This is a genomic window from Cecembia calidifontis (genome assembly GCF_004216715.1).
Classification (GTDB): domain Bacteria; phylum Bacteroidota; class Bacteroidia; order Cytophagales; family Cyclobacteriaceae; genus Cecembia_A; species Cecembia_A calidifontis.
The window spans coordinates 359903-381069 of record NZ_SGXG01000001.1; the positions used below are offsets into that span (position 1 = coordinate 359903).

The 21167-nt window shown below is 41.9% G+C and carries 15 protein-coding genes and 1 pseudogene; 12 read left to right on the forward strand and 4 right to left on the reverse strand.

The genetic code is table 11. From position 1 onward, the window contains the following. Nucleotides 1–85: 85 nt before the first annotated feature. Entirely contained in the window at nt 86–1972 is a 1887-nt protein-coding gene (locus tag BC751_RS01590) for an ABC-F family ATP-binding cassette domain-containing protein (protein ID WP_130274022.1), read from the reverse strand. Between the two features lie 96 nt (nt 1973–2068). Here BC751_RS01590 and BC751_RS01595 point away from each other — a divergent pair, with 96 nt between their 5' ends. The 10 genes from BC751_RS01595 to BC751_RS01640 all read left to right on the forward strand — a co-directional run bounded on the left by BC751_RS01595 (nt 2069) and on the right by BC751_RS01640 (nt 12918). Beyond that, the gene (locus BC751_RS01595; RefSeq protein WP_130274023.1) at nt 2069–2485 is read left to right on the forward strand and encodes an RrF2 family transcriptional regulator; all 417 of its coding nucleotides are present in this window, start codon (nt 2069–2071) and stop codon (nt 2483–2485) included. 77 nt (nt 2486–2562) lie between these two features. Continuing rightward, nucleotides 2563–2829, forward strand: coding sequence for a DUF2061 domain-containing protein (locus tag BC751_RS01600; protein WP_130274024.1), 267 nt, complete (start codon nt 2563–2565; stop codon nt 2827–2829). Beyond that, the gene (locus BC751_RS01605; protein ID WP_130274025.1) at nt 2804–3601 is read left to right on the forward strand and encodes a phosphoadenylyl-sulfate reductase; all 798 of its coding nucleotides are present in this window, start codon (nt 2804–2806) and stop codon (nt 3599–3601) included. Before BC751_RS01600 ends, BC751_RS01605 begins: the two co-directional genes overlap by 26 nt. A 139-nt stretch (nt 3602–3740) precedes the next feature. Then, nucleotides 3741–4637: a sulfate adenylyltransferase subunit CysD gene (gene cysD / locus BC751_RS01610; RefSeq protein ID WP_130274026.1), complete on the forward strand. Its 897-nt coding sequence runs from the start codon at nt 3741–3743 to the stop codon at nt 4635–4637. 236 nt (nt 4638–4873) lie between these two features. Further along, nucleotides 4874–6136, forward strand: a complete 1263-nt coding sequence (locus BC751_RS01615; RefSeq protein ID WP_130274027.1) for a sulfate adenylyltransferase subunit 1 — start codon at nt 4874–4876, stop codon at nt 6134–6136. A 281-nt stretch (nt 6137–6417) separates the two neighbouring features. Further along, nucleotides 6418–8520 (forward strand): HEPN domain-containing protein, encoded by a 2103-nt coding sequence (locus tag BC751_RS01620; protein WP_130274028.1) that lies wholly within the window; start codon nt 6418–6420, stop codon nt 8518–8520. After that, nucleotides 8517–9287 carry a uroporphyrinogen-III C-methyltransferase gene (gene cobA, locus BC751_RS01625; RefSeq protein ID WP_130274029.1) on the forward strand — a complete coding sequence of 257 codons (771 nt, stop codon included), beginning with the start codon at nt 8517–8519 and terminating at the stop codon, nt 9285–9287. The genes BC751_RS01620 and cobA overlap by 4 nt, the downstream gene beginning before the upstream one ends. Nucleotides 9288–9719: 432 nt before the next feature. Next, complete coding sequence (locus tag BC751_RS01630; RefSeq protein WP_130274030.1) at nt 9720–10301, forward strand: precorrin-2 dehydrogenase/sirohydrochlorin ferrochelatase family protein; 582 nt, start codon at nt 9720–9722, stop codon at nt 10299–10301. 405 nt (nt 10302–10706) lie between these two features. Continuing rightward, nucleotides 10707–12014, forward strand: coding sequence for an IS1380 family transposase (locus tag BC751_RS01635; protein ID WP_130273823.1), 1308 nt, complete (start codon nt 10707–10709; stop codon nt 12012–12014). A 475-nt stretch (nt 12015–12489) separates the two neighbouring features. Beyond that, on the forward strand, nt 12490–12918 hold the full coding sequence (locus tag BC751_RS01640) for a GxxExxY protein (protein WP_130274031.1): 429 nt from the start codon (nt 12490–12492) through the stop codon (nt 12916–12918). A 211-nt stretch (nt 12919–13129) separates the two neighbouring features. On the opposite strand, the pseudogene BC751_RS01645 reads toward BC751_RS01640, so the two are convergent. Together BC751_RS01645 and BC751_RS01650 are read right to left on the reverse strand one after the other, a co-directional pair. Next, nucleotides 13130–14641 (reverse strand): annotated as a pseudogene (locus BC751_RS01645) (IS1634 family transposase). Between the two features lie 256 nt (nt 14642–14897). Continuing rightward, the gene (locus BC751_RS01650; protein ID WP_130273823.1) at nt 14898–16205 is read right to left on the reverse strand and encodes an IS1380 family transposase; all 1308 of its coding nucleotides are present in this window, start codon (nt 16203–16205) and stop codon (nt 14898–14900) included. 771 nt (nt 16206–16976) lie between these two features. Between BC751_RS01650 and BC751_RS01655 the strand changes: the two genes are divergently transcribed. Further along, nucleotides 16977–17444, forward strand: a complete 468-nt coding sequence (locus BC751_RS01655) for a hypothetical protein (RefSeq protein WP_106566800.1) — start codon at nt 16977–16979, stop codon at nt 17442–17444. Between the two features lie 90 nt (nt 17445–17534). Here BC751_RS01655 and BC751_RS01660 read toward each other — a convergent pair whose 3' ends face one another. Beyond that, nucleotides 17535–18740: an IS256 family transposase gene (locus tag BC751_RS01660; protein WP_130274032.1), complete on the reverse strand. Its 1206-nt coding sequence runs from the start codon at nt 18738–18740 to the stop codon at nt 17535–17537. A gap of 242 nt (nt 18741–18982) precedes the next feature. Here BC751_RS01660 and BC751_RS01665 point away from each other — a divergent pair, with 242 nt between their 5' ends. Beyond that, entirely contained in the window at nt 18983–21043 is a 2061-nt protein-coding gene (locus BC751_RS01665; RefSeq protein WP_130274033.1) for a M12 family metallo-peptidase, read from the forward strand. Nucleotides 21044–21167: the final 124 nt, after the last annotated feature.

The window sequence follows — 21167 nt, forward strand, 5'->3', positions numbered from 1 at the left end:
GGCACTTTAGCCACTATGCCAAATTCCATGAACCTCTGTGCCTTCTCTGTGTAACATAAAAAATGTTATCCTGTACAGAAACCACTTATTCAATCCCATCCAGTTCGCTCAGTTCCAGCCAACGCATTTCCATTTCTTCGAGCTTGCCTTCTATTTCCTCAATTCTTTGGGACCATTTCACCAAGGCTTCATGGTCTTCCGTACCTGAAGAAATCTGCTCCACCAACTGGGATTTTTCACTGTTCAGTGCTTCCATCTGAACACTCAGACTTTCAAATTCTTTTTTCTCCTTAAAACTGGCCTTGACTTTTGCAGCATTCGGTTTAGGTTCAGCAGAAACCTGTTTCTCTGCCTTTTCGCTTTTCTCCAGTGTTTTTTGCTCCTTTTCCCATTCCCTGAAGTCCGTGTAATTGCCGGGGAAGTCTTTGATCCTCCCCTCCCCTTCAAAAACAAACAAATGGTCCACCAACCTGTCCATAAAATACCTATCGTGGGAAACAATGACCAAGCATCCCGGAAAAGTATCCAGAAACTCCTCCAGGGTATTCAAAGTCATGATATCCAAATCATTGGTAGGCTCATCGAGAATGAGAAAATTTGGACTCTTTATCAGCACCATGAGGAGTTGCAAGCGCCTTCTTTCTCCTCCGCTTAACTTGGCAATAGGCGTATGTTGTTGCTTGGGCGGAAATCCGAATTTGTTCAAGAATTGGGAAACCGTAATCGTGCTACCTCCTGAGATGGTGACCACTTCAGCCACTTCTTTGACGATATCAATGAGTCTTTTTTCCTCATCAAACCTGTCTTCCTCCTGTCTGTAATATCCAAAAACAGTAGTCTGCCCCAGATTGATAGATCCGCTGTCCGGGGCAATCAAACCGGTGAGCATATTCAAAAAGGTGGTTTTCCCGGCACCATTAGGACCCACGATGCCCACCTTGTCCCCTTTTTTGAAAATATAGTTGAAATCCTTCACGATGGGCTTGCCATCATAGGATTTATTCAGCTTTTCAATTTCAAGAATTTTATTGCCCAGCCTTTGAGTGGTCACACTCAGTTCAATCTCCCGCTCTTCCCTTTTTTGAAAGGCCTTTTCTTTGGTCTGTTCAAAAGCATCGATCCTATATTTGGCTTTGGTACCTCTGGCCTTGGGCTGCCGACGGATCCACTCCAGCTCTTTTTTATAAAGGCTCTTTGCTTTTTCCTGTTCGGTCATCTCTATTTCCCTGCGCTCAGCCTTTTTCTCCAGGAAATACCCATAATTGCCTTGATAACGGTAAATATTCCCGTTGTCCAGTTCAAGGATTTCATTGGTCACTTTCTCCAGAAAATACCGGTCGTGGGTAACCATAAATAGGGACAAATTGGCCTTAGAAAGGTAATCTTCCAACCATTCTATGGTTTCTAGATCGAGATGATTGGTAGGTTCGTCCAACAAAAGCAGATCCGGCTTTTCCAAAATAGCTTTGGCCAATGCTACCCGTTTTCTTTGACCCCCACTTAAGGTCCCTACCTGAAGTTCCAGATCATGAAGCCCCAGTTTTCCCAAAACTTCCTTGATCTGATGCTCATAATCCCAAGCCTGTAAGGCATCCATTTTTTCCATCAAACGCTGCAACCGATCTCCTGTATCCTTACCACTTTCTGCCTCCAACAATACCTTGCGGTAATCTTCTATCACCTGAAGCGTTTCATTTTGGCTACCCTCAAATATGGTTTGATAAATGCTCAAACCGCCCGAAAAAACTGGATTTTGGTGGACATAGGAAACTTTGGTCTGCTGATTGATGGCTACTTTACCGGAATCGGGCACTTCCAATCCCATAATGATTTTCATCAAAGTAGACTTTCCTGCCCCATTGACCCCAACCAAGGCTATCTTCTGCCCCTGGTCAATGCCGAAAGAAATGTTCTGATAAAGTACGCGCTCCCCAAAAGACTTGCTTAGATTTTCTACAGATAGGTAATTCATGCCGCAAAGATAACTGAAAATAGATTGAAACGCTGACCAAGGTCAAGAATAGGTTTCGCCTTTGTGGATTCAAATACAAAACCTATTTTTGTAACAATGCTTTCAAAGAAAACCAAATACGCCCTTCATGCCCTCACCTATCTGGGCAAACACAGAGATCAAAAGACCGTATTGATCCAGGACATAGCTGAGGAATACGGCATTTCCCACAAATTTCTTGAAAACATCCTTTTAGAACTCAAAAAGGCGGGTATTCTAGGAAGTAAAAAAGGTAAAGGCGGAGGCTATTACCTGATCAAAGACCCCAAAGATGTCCCTTTGAGTAAAGTGATCCGATTATTGGAAGGCCCCATAGCCCTGCTCCCATGTGTTAGTCTGAATTACTATGAACCATGTGCAGAGTGTAAAGATGAGGCCAAATGTGGGCTCAATAAAGTGATGGCCGAGGTACGAGACGAAACACTTAAAATATTGGAAAACAAGACATTATCTGATATTTTAGATAAAGAATAAAATTTTTTTCCCTATTTACCCTACTTTTTTTATAGGTTTTATATACTTTTGTAATTGCACTTAACCTGAAATTGTTCATGATCCTAGATCAGCCTATCAAAAAATTCTTTATCAACAAAAATGGCCGAGACAGTAATGTAAAAAGCCTGGCAAAATCCATCTCCTGGAGAGCAGTAGGTAACACCATGGTGATCTCCTATTTTGTGACAGGACAATTGGTCATGGCTGTTTCTATCGGTTCCATAGAAGTGATCACTAAAATAGCACTGTATTATTTCCATGAAAGAATTTGGGAAACTGCTACTAAAGTAAAAAGAGATGAGCCTAAAGAAGAATTTGCCTAACCTAAGTAACAAAATAAGCTCCCTCTCCCCATGGGAAGGAATAGCTTTGCTGTCAGACTTATTCCACAAAAAAGTCGTTTTTTCAACCTCTTTGGGACAAGAAGATCAGGTGATTACCCAAATGATAGCCGCACATCATTTGCCTGTGGAGATTTTCACTTTGGATACCGGGCGTTTATTTCCTGAGACCCTTGACTTGATTGCTCGGACGGAAAGCCGCTACAAAACCCGCATTAAAGTCTATTATCCTGAAAGAGAATCTGTCGAGAACTTAGTGGGTTCAATTGGAATCAACGGCTTCTATGAATCTATAGAAAATAGAAAATCCTGTTGTCAGGTTAGAAAAGTAGAGCCTTTAAAAAGGGCATTATTTTCAAAAAGTGTTTGGATAACTGGTTTAAGGGCTGAACAAAGTGCCAACAGGAAGGCTATGCATAAAATCGAATGGGATGATGCCAATCAGATCATCAAATACAACCCGCTACTGGATTGGTCTTATGACCAAATGATTGCCTACATCAAAGAAAATAACATTCCCTACAATCCCTTGCATGACAAAAATTTTATCAGCATAGGCTGCGCCCCTTGTACCCGAGCCATCCAACCCGGAGAAAACCCTAGGGCAGGCAGATGGTGGTGGGAAGATTCAAAGAAGGAATGTGGATTGCATGGAGGTAAAAGCGAGAGTTTAGAAACTAGACCTAAGATTCAAGACACAAGAGCAATCAAGAATATTAGCAGTGGATTTCAACCTAAGGACCAGGTAATTTAAAAAGTACCACAGGAATGGTTAACATTCTATTGATATCTAAAATAGAACAATAGTATTTCTTCGAAAACCCGTGTCTTGTCTCTTGTTTCTAACCTCTTGCCCCTATTAAAAAAATCTGAATTTAAAAATCAAAAACAACATGCCAACCATATATTTCAATCCTAAAGAAGCAGAATCCATCTATATCCTAAGAGAGGTAGCGGCACAATTTGAGCGGCCGGTTTTGCTCTTTTCGGGAGGAAAGGATTCCATTACTCTGGTGCGTTTGGCGCAGAAGGCATTTTATCCTGCCAAGATTCCTTTTCCATTACTGCACATTGATACAGGGCACAACTTCCCTGAGACCATTCAGTTCAGGGATGAATTGGTTAAGGAATTGGGCTTGGAACTGATCGTGCGTAATGTACAGGATTCCATAGACCAAGGAAAGGTCAGGGAAGAAAAAGGCCGCTATGCCAGCAGGAATACCCTTCAAACTACCACCCTTTTGGATGCGATCGAAGAATTCAAATTCGATGCCTGCATAGGAGGTGCAAGGAGGGATGAAGAAAAAGCAAGGGCAAAAGAGCGGGTATTCTCTGTACGGGATGATTTTGGACAATGGGATGAAAAAAACCAACGCCCCGAACTCTTTGATATGCTCAACGGAAGAATCGACCAAGGGCAAAATGTTCGGGTATTTCCGATTTCCAACTGGACGGAATTGGATGTATGGGAGTACATCAAAACAGAAAATATCAAAATCCCATCCATTTATTTCGCGCACAAGCGGGAGGTATTCTTCCGGGATGGCTTAATCTGGACAGCAAACGAACATGTGTACAGGGAACCACATGAAGAAGTGGTCGAGAAAATGGTGCGCTTCCGAACTGTCGGCGATATGACATGTACAGCGGCAGTACTCTCCCAAGCCGATACACTGGACGCTGTGGTCGAAGAAATCCGCCAATCTACCATTTCAGAACGCGGTGCTAGAATTGACGACAAACGCTCAGAGGCAGCGATGGAGAAGCGTAAAAAGGTAGGGTATTTCTGAGAAGCAAGAGACTGTAAGCGAGAGTTTAGACGCAAGAAACAAGCAAAAGAGAGAATGAAGAATTAGGAATGAAGAATGAAAATACACCAAATAAGAACCTTGTTTCATTTCTAACGCATTCTTTTTTCCAACGCAAATCAAAGTCTTGGATCTTTTGTCTTGCGTCCTGAGTCTTTATTCCAAAACCTAAAATAAACTTAGCGTCTTTGCACCTTTGCGAGAAAAAAACAACGCGTATGGAAAATAGAAAACTTATAAAAATAGCTACCGCAGGATCCGTGGATGATGGGAAAAGTACCTTGATTGGAAGATTATTGTACGATACGGGATCCTTGACCACTGACAAATTGGAGGCAATTGAAAAGACCAGCCGTCAGCGGGGATTTGATTACTTGGATTTTTCCTTGGCTACGGATGGTTTGGTGGCAGAGCGGGAACAAGGCATCACCATTGATGTGGCGCATATTTATTTCAATACGGATAAGACCAACTTTATCGTAGCGGATACGCCCGGACACGTGGAGTACACCCGCAATATGGTTACAGGTGCCTCTACTTCTCAAGTAGCTATCATCCTGATTGATGCCAGAAAAGGAGTTATCGAGCAAACCTACCGGCATTTCTTTATCAGTAATTTGCTTCGATTGAGCCATGTGGTGGTTACCATCAACAAAATGGACTTAGTGGGATATGATGAAGACGTATTCCTGAAAATCAAGTCAGATTTTGACGCTTTGGTGGAGAAAAGCTGCTTTAGAACTGAACAGATTACCTTTATTCCAATTTCCGCATTAAAAGGAGAAAACATCGCCAAGAAGTCAACCGAAATGCCTTGGTATGTAGGCAATACCTTGCTGGATCATTTGGAAGTATTGGAGCCGGAGGACCTGCAGGAACAAGCGTTCGCGAGGTTTCCTGTGCAGTATGTGATCCGTCCTAAGACTGATGCCTTCCATGATTTCAGAGGATTTTCGGGAAAATTGTATGGAGGAAATCTACAGGTTGGCGATCAGGTAACTATCCTGCCATCCTTCACGGAATCCAAAATCAAATCCATTCAATTTTTCGATCGGCAGTTAGAGGTGGCTGTTCCCGGTTCATCGGTTACTATTACCTTAGAGGATGAAGTGGATATCAGCAGGGGAGATATGATTGTGAAGTCTACGGAATTGCCCAGCTCTGAGAAAAGCATCACAGCAACTATCTGTCAGGTCAATCATAAGCCATTGAAGGTTGGTGAGAAATATACCTTGCAGCATGGCGTGAACAGGGTATTGGCAAGAGTGGAATCCATCCACTCCAAAATACAAACCGATTTCAGCGGAGAAGAAAGTACCGATGCTTTGAAATTAAATGATATTGGCAAAGTGAGCTTCAAACTCAGCAAAGCTATCCACTTCGATCCCTACCAAGTCAACCGTTCCAATGGCAGCTTTATCCTGATTGATGAAGGCACGCATGATACGGTCAGTGTAGGTTTTATAGAGGCGAGAAATTAGAAGCGAGAAGCGAGACTTAGAAGCAAGAATTAAGAATCAAGAAATAAGACAGTTGGAAAGTACTGTACCAAGTATCAAGACAGTTAGAAAAGAGATTATAAATTAAAACTTAAACAGTAGGTTCTTTTAGAAACCTCTAGGTTTCTAAAATTCTTAGAAGGTCTGTATAAAACCAAATCTTAAACTCACACGAAATCCATACTTGGTATCCCGATACTCGGGACAAGCTATTGTACTTTATACTTTCAAAAACTCTACTTAACCTATAGACAAACATAACAATGGAAAGCTTTAGAACCGAGATTGAGAATCCCATCGTCCAAAAGGACATCATCGAATTGGAACGGAAAATCCGGCTTTTTCGGGAGGGGAAAATAGATGAGGAGAAATTCCGTAGCCTTCGCTTGGCGCGTGGGGTCTATGGACAGCGGCAGCCGGGTGTGCAAATGATCCGTATCAAATTACCTTATGGACGTGTTACGGGTAACCAGCTAAAACGCATCTGTGATGTTTCTGACAAGTATTCCACTGGCAAACTACATATTACCACCCGTCAGGATATTCAGATCCATTACGTGAGTTTGGACGAAACCCCCCAACTCTGGGCCGAACTGGAAAAAGACGATGTGACCTTAAGAGAAGCTTGTGGCAATACGGTCAGAAACGTGACTGCTTCCGAAATTGCGGGCATCGATCCCAACGAACCTTTTGATGTAACCCCTTATGCAGATGCAGTATTTCGATATTTCCTCAGAAATCCCATTTGCCAGGAAATGGGCCGAAAGTTTAAAATGGCATTCTCTTCTTCGGACGAAGATACCGCACTTTCCTACTTGCACGACTTAGGCTTCATTCCAAAAGTTAAAACTGTAAATGGCGAAGAAATTAGAGGGTTTAAGGTTTTATTGGGAGGAGGCCTGGGATCCCAACCACGACATGGGGATGTAATCACAGATTTTCTTGCCACAGAAGAATTGATTCCTTTCATAGAAGGGGTTCTAAGGATATTTGACAGGCACGGCGAACGTGCCAGAAGGTTGAAGGCTCGGATGAAATTCTTGATCAATGAAATTGGAACCGAAGAATTTTTGAAGTTAGTAGCGGAAGAGAAAAAAGCCTTACCCTATAAAACCTATCCCATTGATGTTGATGATTACGAGGCAAGCAAAAGTCTTCCCAATCCTAAATTGGTAGAGGTTACGGAACCACTTGATCTGGCTTACGAGCAATGGAAATTGACCAATGTAATCCCTCAAAAACAAGCTGGTTATGTAGCCATTGGAGTGAAAGTCTTGCTGGGAGATTTTACCACTGCACAGGCACGGTTCATAGCCGACCTGGCACAGCAATATGCCAATAATGAAATCCGTTTTACACTCAGGCAAAATTTCCTGATCCGGGACGTGAAGGAGGAGTTAGTTCCTTATTTCTATCAGGAGCTAAAAAAAATAGGATTAGCAGATTATGGCTACAATTCTTTGGGAGATATCACCGCTTGTCCGGGAACAGATACCTGTAATCTGGGAATTGCAAGCAGTACAGGGATAGCCAGGGAATTGGAGAAAGTGATTGCGCAAGAATATCCGCAATATTTAAAATCCAAGGATCTGACCATTAAGATTTCCGGATGTATGAATGCCTGCGGACAGCACAACATGGCACATATCGGTTTCCAGGGCATGTCTTTGAAAGCCGGGAAAACCGTATTTCCCGCCCTACAGGTTTTGTTGGGGGGAGGAAATATAGGAGATGGCAATGGACGTTTTGCGGATAAGGTGATCAAAATCCCAAGCAAAAGAGGGCCACAAGCTTTGAGAATTTTATTGGATGACTTTGCACAACATCAGGAGGCAGGAGAAGATTTCCTTCACTACTACGATCGCAAAGGACAAATGTACTTCTACGATATCCTCAAAAGCTTGACCAATACGGATACCCTTACTGAAGAAGATCAGGTGGATTGGGGCAATGATGACGCTTACAAAGTGGCTGTGGGTGTTGGAGAGTGTGCCGGAGTGGTGATTGACTTGGTTGCTACCTTGCTGTTGGAAGCCCGGGAGAAGTTGGATTTATCCAAAGAGGCCTTTGTGGAAAAACGTTGGTCTGATAGCATTTACCATACCTATGCCGCTATGGTCAATGCAGCCAAAGCCATCTTATTGTCCGAAAGCAAAAGCACCAATTCCTATGCGAATATTGTGAATTTGTTTGATGAGACCTTCGTGGAGACTGGAAAGATAGCCATCGAAGGGACGCTCAAGGACATCATTTATCAAATCAATCAACACGAACCTTCAGAAGCTTTTGCCAGATCCTATTTTGAGGATGCAGGAAAAGTTTTTGAAGCCATCAGTGCATACAGAGAAAAGGAGGTACTCGCATGAATCAGCTTATCAAACCAAAAGTTACGCTCGTAGGAGCCGGTCCGGGAGATCCTGAATTGATCACCTTGAAAGCGGTATTAGCATTGAACAAAGCAGATGTGGTCCTGTACGATGCCTTAGTTGACAGATCCCTTCTCAAACATGCCCCTGCTCAAGCCATTAAGATCTTTGTGGGTAAGCGGGTAGGCAAACACTCCTGCCCACAAGAAGAGACCAATAGACTCTGTGTAGAATATGCGCTTAAACATGGGCATGTGGTCAGACTCAAAGGAGGAGATCCTTTTGTATTTGGAAGAGGTTCGGAAGAAATTGACTATATCGAAGCCTTTGGCATTCCTACCGAAGTAGTGCCTGGAATTACTTCTGCGGTTGCTGTTCCTGCTTCCATAGGCATTCCTGTGACCAAGCGGGGTGTTTCCGAGAGTTTTTGGGTCATCACCGCCACCACAAGTTATGGGGAACTCTCTCGAGATATCACCATCGCTGCCCAATCCACCGCTACCGTCGTCATCTTGATGGGAACAAAGAAACTGCCCGAGATTGTAAAAGCTTATAAAGCAGCAGGAAAGTCTGATATTCCTGTGGCAATAATCCAAAACGGCACTACCAAGGAAGAGCAGTTTGTCTCAGGCACCATCCAAGACATCAGCTCCAAAGCCCAGCATGCAGGCATCGCCGCGCCAGCGATTATTGTGGTAGGAGAGGTGGTGAAGGAGAGTTATCGATTGAAGGAGGTTTATGAACAAACGGTCAATATCGGTCATTGAAAAGCCAACTTAGCGAAAAAGATATTTATGGATATTGGATATTATTGGATATTGGGATTCCCGTTTTACCGACAAATACCTGTATTTAAAAGGAACGCACCAATATCCCAATATCGCAAAGCTAGTACCGACCAATATCAATTCTTTTTTCTCGCAACGCTCGCAAAGGAGAACGCAACGGACGCTAAAGTTGAGGTTGCGCCCGTAGCGTATTTCGTAGTGCTCGCTGCGTGAACCAAAAAGAAGAAATCATATTTTCACCAAATTTCAATAGTAAATAGTTCGTATTTCCTCGGAAAATCCAAGTCTTGCATCTTGATTCTTGTTTCTAAGTTCTAATTTTCCCAGCCCTGCAACCTGGCTCCTCGCTAAAAAGCTATCAAAATAGCTTTTTATAACGCTCGGCCCTCTCGCCTCTAACCATCTAAAACCATGAACCACTTATATCCCATCTTCCTCAAAGTCCACCAACTCAACGTCCTCCTGATCGGAGGTGGTTTTGTGGGTACGGAGAAACTCTCCTTTTTGCTTAAAAGTAGTCCCGAAGCCCATGTTACTGTAGTGTCCAAGGAATTCAATGAAGAGTTTTTGGAAGTTGCCCGGTCTGCTTCCCATGTTACGCTCATAGAAGATGCTTACCATGAGAAGTATTTGGGAGGCAAACACATTGTGATAGCTGCCACCAATTTCCCGGAGGTCAACAAACAAATCCACGACGACGCCAAGGAGCGCTTCATTCTGGTCAATGTAGCCGATACCCCTGCTTTATGTGATTTTTATTTGGGAGGCATAGTGACCAAGGGAAATCTAAAGATCGCTATCAGCACCAATGGCAAATCCCCAACTACCGCCAAGCGTTTGCGGGAGCTTTTTGAAGAAATCCTTCCAGAGGAAATAGATGAGTTGTTGGAAAACCTGAATGCCTATCGTGCTACCCTCAAAGGTGATTTTGAGTACAAGGTAAAGGCTATGAATGAGATTACGGGGATGCTGGTGGAGAAGGAGAGGGTGTAGATTTCAAGGTTTCTCGCAACGCTCGCAACGAAATGACGCAACGCTCGCAAAAAATATTATTTACTCTTAGCGTACGTGGCGCTCTTCTTTGCGCTCGTTGGGTGAACATATTTCAGTAATGTTCTATAGAAGATGTAACATCTTTTATTTTGAACATGGTTATGTAAAATTTTTTAAAGTTGGAATTCATAGGTTAGTTAATAACTTATGAGATAAATAATGAGGTTCTCGCAACGCTCGCAACGAAATGACGCAACGCTCGCAAAAAAATATTATTTACTCCCTTAAATCCGCAGGGCGGATTTAAAAAAAGCCGAAAAAGTGGCTGAATTTATTCAATTCAGGCTTTTCCGGCTCGTTTTTTTTCACTTATTTAGGTGTTACCACACATCCTTGATAAGCGGTATGAAAATTACGAATTCGACAGAAAAAATCACACCTTTCGGAGGTTTTAATTTTGTTTTTAACTCTTTCAAAAATTCTGGTCTCCCAGAACTCATTGATAATCAATTGGGGGTTAGAGCCTTAAGGGGAGGGTTTTCATACAGTGACATTTTCGCCAATCATATGGCTATTTTCTTTAATGGTGGCGACTGTACTGAAGATATCAATGTTCACTTGAGAGACGCACTTGAACAGGTCCCTTCATTTTCAGTATGCAGTGCCGATACAATTCTGAGAGGTATCAAAGAGCTTGCTGTTGATACAGAACTCTTTATAAATCCGTCCAGTGGAGTAAGCCATGAATTTAATATCAATGGAAAACTCAACAGCTTGTTGTTAAAATCAGCTTGTAAGACCGGATTACTCAAGTCAGGTGTTGCTTACGACCTCGATTATGACAACACCGTCATTCCAACTGAAAAGTACGATTCAAAAAAGACATATAAACACGTCTATGGATATCAGCCAGGTGTAGCTTCCATAGCACATCCTGAATTTTCACAGGCCATTCCTGTGTACGTAGAGGGCAGAAATGGCAACAGTCAGGCCAAATATTTGCAGGCTGATACACTTACACGCATGTTTGGGCAGCTTACCAATGAAAATATCCGTATCGGAAGGTTCAGAGCCGATTCAGCATCCTATCAGGAAGAAGTTCTCCGCACACTGGAAGCACATACCGAAAGCTTTTATATACGGGCAAACAGATGTGCCAAACTGGATAATATCCTTGGAAGTATAGCCCCTGAGAAGTGGCAGAAAATACGTTTGGGTGTACAGGAAATGGAAGTTACTGACCTATCCGACTACAAACCTTTCGGTAAAGACAGGTCTTACAGGCTGGTCATTACCAGAATCAGGCGTAAAGACGGGCAGGCAGATGTGTTTAGTGGAGATGCATTTACTTACAGGGCTATTCTGACCAATGAACATACATCGTCCAATGAAGCTGTTGTAAGGTTTTATAACGCCCGGGGTGCAAGCGAACGCTTGTTTGATGTACTCAACAATGACTTTGGCTGGTCTAAGTTGCCCTGTTCGTTCCTTGCAGAGAATACCTCCTTTATGCTTATGACGGCTATGTATGCCAATTTTTACACCTATATCATTGGAGAGTATTCCAGAAAAGTTGATTGGCTTAAGCCTACCGACAGGCTCAAGAAGTTTATCTTCAGATTTATCACTGTTTCAGCCAAGTGGATAAGAACGGGAAGAAGAGAAGTGCTCAAACTGTTCACGAGTAAGGATTACAAGCCGATTTTGAACTAAATTCAGATAAAAACCCCTCAGGAGCTCAAAAAATAAAGATTTACAGGGAAGAGGTATGCCTTTTCCATTAAAATTGAGGAAAAAAACCGTCCATTTTATCCTCAAACCTAAAATCCATTGTCTCAAAACTATGAACACTCTTCAATCAAAGGGAAGAAATTCCCGAACTAGACCAAAAATGAACACAAACAAGCAGATTCAAATCTCCAAACTAAAATCCTGCGGATTTTAGGTACTCTTAGCGTCCTTGGCGCTCTTCTTTGCGCTCGTTGCGTGAACTTATCCCCGCAGAGGATATGATGTATCGATAACAAAAGCTAAAATTTTTTTTTCACTGAACTATTTGCGTATTGGTAGTATGCGAAGCGTATCCCTCCCTAAAGTTATTCGACTATTTAACCGTTTAAGTTGTTTGTAAAAGTTGCTTAGTTTTTTAATCTGTCTGTACTTTGAAAGTAATAAAACTTTTATTGATATGACTGAAAATCAGATTGCAAAAATAGTTCTCGATAAATCTTTTGAAATCCACAGAGCACTTGGTCCTGGTTTATTGGAATCAGTATATGAAAAGGCATTAGAGTTTGAATTAAATCAGACTAAAATAATGGTTGCTTCCCAAGTACCTGTTCCGTTAGTTTACAAAGAAATAAATTTTGAATCTGGTTTTCGGTTGGATTTACTAGTAGAAAACAAAGTGATTGTTGAAATTAAAGCAAATGAAGGACTTGCCCCAGTACATTTTGCTCAAACATTGACCTATCTAAAGCTTGCTGATAAAAGATTAGGACTCCTGATTAACTTTAATGTAAAATTTTTAAAGGATGGAATTCATAGATTACCTAAAATCCGCAGGATTTTAGTTTGGAGATTTGAATCTGCTTGTTTGTGTTCATTTTTGGTCTAGTTCGGGAATTTCTTCCCTTTGATTGAAGAGTGTTCATAGTTTTGAGACAATGGATTTTAGGTTTGAGGATAAAATGGACGGTTTTTTTTCCTCAATTTTAATGGAAAAGGCATACCTCTTCCCTGTAAATCTTTATTTTTTGAGCTCCTGAGGGGTTTTTATCTGAATTTAGTTCAAAATCGGCCTGACTTCGACACTGGGACACCCAAAATCAAAAACCGAACATTTTTGCGAGTTTTTGTTGACTTTCGTTCAAAAATAGGGTCTTTCTCAGCTTTTTACCTGAAGATTTGAGCTGTATTTCAACAGTGTAAATCCCTTTTGCTATTTCTATGGCTTTCTGAGGAGAAAGTTTTGGTCCTTTTTCCAATTACTGCCTTTCCAGTTCCTTAAACACTTTGTAAGCGACGAATGCGATGCTTATATGTGCTTCGATCCTGCGTTGTTTATAATGGAAAACAGGCCTGACTTTGATTTCATTTTTGGTTATCCTGAAGGCCTTTTCTATTTTCCAAAGGTTGTTGTAATTCTCAATGACCTCGTCTTTGTCAAGGTTTGTGTTGGTAATATACCCTTTGAGACCGTCCCATTTCCCATCCTGTTCAAACTTTTCAATATCAAGGGCAATCTTTACCTCCCCTTCCATTTTAAGATACTTGTTATAGCCCCTGTTGTTGATGTGGCTTTTGTTGAGCTTTCCTGATTTTAACTGTTTCTCGAGCTTTTTAAGACCTTTCTCCCTGTTGATCCTGTCTTTTTTGGCTCTTCTGTCTGAATAACTGACAACCATTCTGAGCCCGTCCTCCCAATCCAGCAGCCTGCTCTCGCCGTTTTCAAGTTCAAAAGCCAATATCCTCTCTTTACTTTTATCAGGGGAAGCTTTCAGCCTTGCTCCCAGAATAAACTCGTAACCGTTGTCCCGTAACTCTTTTACATTGCTTTTTGACAGTAAACCTGAATCGGCAACAACAATCGGAGCAGGTAAGCTATACTTCTTTCTAAAAGCTTCTATCACAGGGATCATCGTATGCCCTTCAAACTTGTTTCCCTCAAAAATCTCATAAGCCAGAGGATATCCCTCTAGTCCAACCAGCAGACCCAAAACAATCTGTGGATTTTGATGCTTTCCCTCCTTGGAAAAACCACTCTTTCTAAGATCATCTTCATGATCCACTTCAAAATAAAGCGTAGTAACATCATAGAAAACGATATTGATACTCCCTCCGAGTATTCTCTTGGTATTTTCAAAGCTGATCAGCTGGACCGTTTCCTTATAGTTGTTGTAAAGCTTGTCCATGTACCTGTAAAGGTCCTGAACCTGGAATTCGAGGCCGTGGTAGGTGAGCAGGTAATCACAGGTTTTAAGCTTGCTGGCAGGAAAACAGATCCTGGAATATACCAGCCACCTGAAGATATCATCTTGGATTGCGCTGAACCCAATATCATTGAAAATCCTGTCCAAAAGCAGCTCGGTACCTGAAACAGTGATGTTTTCAACACTTTCCAGAACAGAATCGGCAATCCGTTCTTCATCACTGAAGGGGATTTCAAGTGCTCCTTTATGGTTTTTTATCCATTCCTCCCCAAGAATAAAAAGTCTTTCAACCTCAGATCGATCAGAACTGCTTCCGATCGTTTTTACAACCTTGCTTTTACCTTTGATCTTCTCAATTACCTGAACACTGATCTTGCCACTTTTATTGGGTTTTCTCCGAACAAACATGCCTAAAAGTACAAAAAACCACCCCGGGACACCCAAATTGAGAATCTGAAAATTATAATGATCTATATTTCAATACTTTATGTAAAAATGGGACTGACGACTGTCGAAGTCAGGAAGAGTGTTCATAGTTTTGAGACAATGGATTTTAGGTTTGAGGATAAAATGGACGGTTTTTTTCCTCAATTTTAATGGAAAAGGCATACCTCTTCCCTGTAAATCTTTATTTTTTGAGCTCCTGAGGGGTTTTTATCTGAATTTAGTTCAAAATCGGCTTGTAATCCTTACTCGTGAACAGTTTGAGCACTTCTCTTCTTCCCGTTCTTATCCACTTGGCTGAAACAGTGATAAATCTGAAGATAAACTTCTTGAGCCTGTCGGTAGGCTTAAGCCAATCAACTTTTCTGGAATACTCTCCAATGATATAGGTGTAAAAATTGGCATACATAGCCGTCATAAGCATAAAGGAGGTATTCTCTGCAAGGAACGAACAGGGCAACTTAGACCAGCCAAAGTCATTGTTGAGTACATCAAACAAGCGTTCGCTTGCACCCCGGGCGTTATAAAACCTTACAACAGCTTCATTGGACGATGTATGTTCATTGGTCAGAATAGCCCTGTAAGTAAATGCATCTCCACTAAACACATCTGCCTGCCCGTCTTTACGCCTGATTCTGGTAATGACCAGCCTGTAAGACCTGTCTTTACCGAAAGGTTTGTAGTCGGATAGGTCAGTAACTTCCATTTCCTGTACACCCAAACGTATTTTCTGCCACTTCTCAGGGGCTATACTTCCAAGGATATTATCCAGTTTGGCACATCTGTTTGCCCGTATATAAAAGCTTTCGGTATGTGCTTCCAGTGTGCGGAGAACTTCTTCCTGATAGGATGCTGAATCGGCTCTGAACCTTCCGATACGGATATTTTCATTGGTAAGCTGCCCAAACATGCGTGTAAGTGTATCAGCCTGCAAATATTTGGCCTGACTGTTGCCATTTCTGCCCTCTACGTACACAGGAATGGCCTGTGAAAATTCAGGATGTGCTATGGAAGCTACACCTGGCTGATATCCATAGACGTGTTTATATGTCTTTTTTGAATCGTACTTTTCAGTTGGAATGACGGTGTTGTCATAATCGAGGTCGTAAGCAACACCTGACTTGAGTAATCCGGTCTTACAAGCTGATTTTAACAACAAGCTGTTGAGTTTTCCATTGATATTAAATTCATGGCTTACTCCACTGGACGGATTTATAAAGAGTTCTGTATCAACAGCAAGCTCTTTGATACCTCTCAGAATTGTATCGGCACTGCATACTGAAAATGAAGGGACCTGTTCAAGTGCGTCTCTCAAGTGAACATTGATATCTTCAGTACAGTCGCCACCATTAAAGAAAATAGCCATATGATTGGCGAAAATGTCACTGTATGAAAACCCTCCCCTTAAGGCTCTAACCCCCAATTGATTATCAATGAGTTCTGGGAGACCAGAATTTTTGAAAGAGTTAAAAACAAAATTAAAACCTCCGAAAGGTGTGATTTTTTCTGTCGAATTCGTAATTTTCATACCGCTTATCAAGGATGTGTGGTAACACCTAAATAAGTGAAAAAAAAACGAGCCGGAAAAGCCTGAATTGAATAAATTCAGCCACTTTTTCGGCTTTTTTTAAATCCGCCCTGCGGATTTAAGGGATTAGTTAATAACTTATGAGAAAAATAATGAGGTTCACGCAACGCTCGCAACTATGTGGTTTTTTTTCTTAGCGTCCGTGGCGTTTATCTTAGCGCTCGTGGCGAGAAATTTAAACCCAGTTCTTAATTTTTCGTTCAAAAAGGCAATACCTTCTTCTGAAAATTTTCGCTTATGAAGACAATACTTTCTTTCTTCTTGCTTTTGCTTAGCTTTTCTTTTTCAGCTCAAGTACAGATGTAATTTATTTCAATTGCGCCTTCAAAAAACCGTGTCTTTTCACCTCAAAGGATTCCCGCTATCATCCATCCTGTCAGATGAGTTTAGTAGGGCAATTACAAAAGCTTCTGTATGCTGTTTTCAGAAGTTTGTAGCTTCGAATAAGGGACATCTTCCGCTCATTCCAATAATCGGTGGCACTTGTTTCCATTTTAGGGAGAAGTATGTGATAAAATAAAGTTTAATTGGATGTTAGCTATCTATTGAAATTCCGATCATTTGCTCTTAATTTCTTAATTTATTTTTCAACTAATTGTTGCTTTTGTGGATAATTAGCTTTAGATTGTAGCATATTGGGTTTTGGATGCGTCATGGATTTGAAGGGGGGTGGGGGTAAAATAATTAGTTTGGGATTAAAAAGTAGGTAATATGGAAGCTCAATTTGGATTCAATAGAAAAGGTGTTTTTGCACTGATGTTTTTAAGTTTGATTTTGATTGGGGCTTGTCAGGAGGATGCATTGCCCCAAGGTGAACTTAAATGTCCTGTGGAGGCGGTGGAAGGTCAGGAAGATGATGTGGTAGGGAAATGGAAGTTGGTTGAGAGAAGGACAATAAGTTTATTTAGTGGAGAGATTGAGGTCAAGGACTACTCCTGTGACAATGTTTTATACTGCTTCAAACCAGATGGAGTGTTGCAAATTAATGATAATGTTGGGGGTTGGGGATATGAAACTGGTGTTTATAATTATGAACTTATTCCTCCTGCTGAAAATGAAGATCACATTAAATTACGTATAGGTGATTTAAAATGGCCTTTTAAGATTGGGGAAAGTGAGATGACTTTAAATATGGCGCACGTCGATGGTCCAATTTTCCGTTTTTTAAGGATTGAATAATTTCCAACTCAAATTACAGCATTATGAAAAAGTTACTTTGTAATGACACTATCCCGATAAGTGTGTAAACTTCAAATTATGGTTTTATTGTCAGGTATCAAGAAGCCTGACCCTATCACCAAATATAAGCAGGAAACTGTTAAGAATAGCTCCCCAGTCTCTGATAGGCATAGTCCATTTTTTCGATGCTTCTCTTGCAGCCAGGAAAACAGACTTCATTACGGCATCATCTGTCGGGAAAGAGAGCTTGTTTTTGGTGTATTTTCTGATCTTTCCATTGAGATTTTCAATCAGGTTGGTGGTATAGATGATTTTACGGATTTCAGCCGGGTAATCGAAGAAAACGGTGAGTTCATCCCAGTTGTCCCTCCAGCTTTTGATGGCATAAGCGTATTTGGATTCCCATTTTTTGGCAAAATCGTTCAGGGCAGCCCAAGCAGCATCTTTTGTAGGGGCGGTATAAATTTCCTTCATATCCCTTGTAAACGCCCTGCGGTCTTTCCATGCGACATATCTACATGCGTTTCTGATCTGGTGGACGACACATATCTGAGTGACTGATTGGGGGAATGAAGCTTTTATCGTATCAGTAAACCCGTTCAGGTTGTCAGTTGCCGTTATGAGAATATCTTCAACCCCTCTGGCTTTCAGGTCGGTGAGTACCCCCATCCAGAAAGCCGAAGATTCATTCTTGCCAAGCCAAAGGCCTAGGATCTCTTTAAGGCCGTTAGTTCTGAGGCCAACGGCAATATAAACGGTCTTGTTGACCACTTTGGAGTTCTCCCTGACTTTGAAGGATATACCATCCATCCAAACGATCAGGTATACAGGGTCAAGCGGCCTGTTTCTCCATGCAACAATATCCTCCGCTACGGCACCGGTAACCCTTGAGATGGTGGAGGAGGAAACATTGATGTCATAAAGCTCCCGGATCTGTTCTTCGATGTCCTGGTTTGACATTCCCTTGGCATACATGGAAATGATCACGTTTTCAACGCCCTCCGCCATGCTTCTGCGTTTGGGCACAAGGGCAGGCTCAAAGCTGCCGTCCCTGTCTCTTGGGACTCTGATTTCAGCTTCCCCAAATGTGTTTTTTATTGTTTTGGTGGAATAGCCGTTCCTTGAATTGGGATTATCGGAATTCTGATGCTTTTCATAGCCAAGATGGGCATCCAGCTCGCCTTCAAGCATTTTCTCAACGGCTCTTTTCTGAAGCTGTTGAAGGAAGGAATTAAGCTCCCCGGCAGTCCTGAACTGCTTGAGGAAGTCATCATTTAGGAGATCTTCTTTTTTCATTTTTGTAATCTGTGTGTTATAAAGGTAAGAAATTGTCCACACACAGACCGGGGGGCGCCTACCGCGGGTTCCTCAAATTCCCTGTGCGATTTCTTCTAAATCACACAGAGAATTTCGAGGTTTAACTTTAACTTCGTAAGTAGTGAAACCAACTTACACAGTTTGTGTCATAGTCCCTTTGTAATTTACCTTTCTTAGCTTTCATCTTTTTATCTACAATCGTTATTGGTCAGGAAAACCTGTTGCTCAAGAGTGTACAAGAGGCCAAGACCCGTAAAATAGAGTTCCGGGTAGTATCAACTGTTTTTGCGCAATCTTGGGATGATGAGGTAATGCTCGGCAACTTTGAAAGTTCAGAGGAAGTTCATTTTTTACATTATGAAAACTCTGTTTTTGCTGATTTACAAGAGGCTGTTTCACTTAGTATTCCCCTAAAAACCGGGCAACTCCAACTTGAACTGCTAGAAGTTCCCGATTCTTTTTACAGCTACAAAGTGGTAACCAGTGATGGGCAAAGCCTATCGGCCAACAAGGATATCAAGCACTTCAGGGGAATCGTAAAAGGTGACCCCAACAGCTTGGTAGCCATCAGTTTTATGGAAGATGAGGTGATAGGCTTGATCGCTACAGATGAAGGCAATTTCAATCTGGCATTGGATAAAATAAGTGGAAGACACATTTTTTATAGTGACAGGAATCTAAAGGAGAAATTGGACTTTCAATGTGAGACTCATGGGCATGGTATTACAGATTATGATCCAGAAATCTTATCCCAAGCATCAAAATCTTCCATCAGTTCGGAAGATGTTTGTGTCCGATTTTACTTTGAAACCGAACATGATATTTTCCAGACAAGAGGAAGCGTGGCCTCGGTGGAAAGTTTTGTAGCTGCTGTGTTCAACCAAGTTGCTACACTTTATCAAAATGAAAATATAGAAACATCGATTTCTGAGATTTTTGTATGGACTACTGTTGATCCCTATACGTCCAATAACTTAGGTATTCTTTTGCAGCAATTCCAAACCAATAGAACCATATTTAACGGTGATTTGGGTCAATTGCTGACATTTAGAACAGACGTGGGAGGAGGTATTGCTGCTCTCGAAATGGATGGTATATGTAATCCAGACATTTCTGAGAGATTGTCTGTTGCAATGTTACATAACAACTATGAGACTGTTCCTACTTATAGTTGGACTGTCCATATAGTAGCCCATGAGTTTGGCCATTTGTTCGGCTCTCGCCATACCCATGCATGTGTTTGGAATGGAAATAACACGGCTATCGATGGATGTTGGGGTTGTGTGGAGAATCCTGATCCTAATGGTGGGGGATGTCAAAATTGCCCTAATCCCGGTGTTCCTTCAGGTGGCGGCACAATTATGAGTTATTGTCATTTGCAGAGTGTAGGCGTTAATTTTAACCTTGGTTTCGGTCTTCAACCGGGCAATGTGATAAGAAACAGTGTGGCAAACGCTGATTGCCTTTGCGAATGTGTCAGCGCCACCATCTCCGGCCCCGACTTCCTCTGTTCAAGCGATACCTATACCCTACAGAATGCCCCTGTGGGAAGTACGGTCAGTTGGTCGACCAGTCCGGCAGGAATGGCGGGTATTTCAGGAAGCGGCAACAGCGTAAACCTTACTCCACAGGGAAATGGACAGGTTACGCTTACAGCCACCATCACCACCGATTGTGGGGATGTGGAGGTGCAGAAGACTTTCGTCACAGCTACAGGACCCATCCCTACCTCAGCTATCAGTCTGGAGCCTTTTGAATCTTCTCCTTATGTCTGTCCCAACCAGACATTCGGCTTCTATCCAGGGCCTAATCAACCCTGGTACCAATATGAAGTACAAGTAACCAATGGTCACTATACAGAAGTGAGCCACGGGTATTTCTGGATACATTTTAACAATTACACTCCATCACCCCCGTTCTTTGATGCGTCAGTATCTGTGAGGATACACAATGGCTGCTTTTGGAGTGATTGGAAGTCAGTCAGCATGTATACGGAGCCTTCCTGCGCCGGTGGAGGTTGTGAACTTTGCTTTTTGACTTTCCCCAATCCGGTAGATGATGAACTGCAGGTACAATGGAACCCCTTGGTAAAGCGAATGGAAGGAGATGATTCTAGCTTTGATGTTCAGCTATATGATCAGCGAGGTGAACTAGTATTCAGTAAATCCGGTATCAAAGAAAAGATAAGCATGGACACCCGCAGACTCAAAAGCGGATTCTATTACCTACATATCCGTTATAAAGAAGGATTGATCAGAAGACAGATAAGGGTGGAGAGGTGAACAGTCTCTCACAGATAAAGCTGATTCAACCGATTTAGCGCAGATGTAATTTATTTCAATTGTGCTTTCAACAAACCTTGTATTTTCACCTCACGTGTCTTTTCACCTCAAAGGATTACCGCTC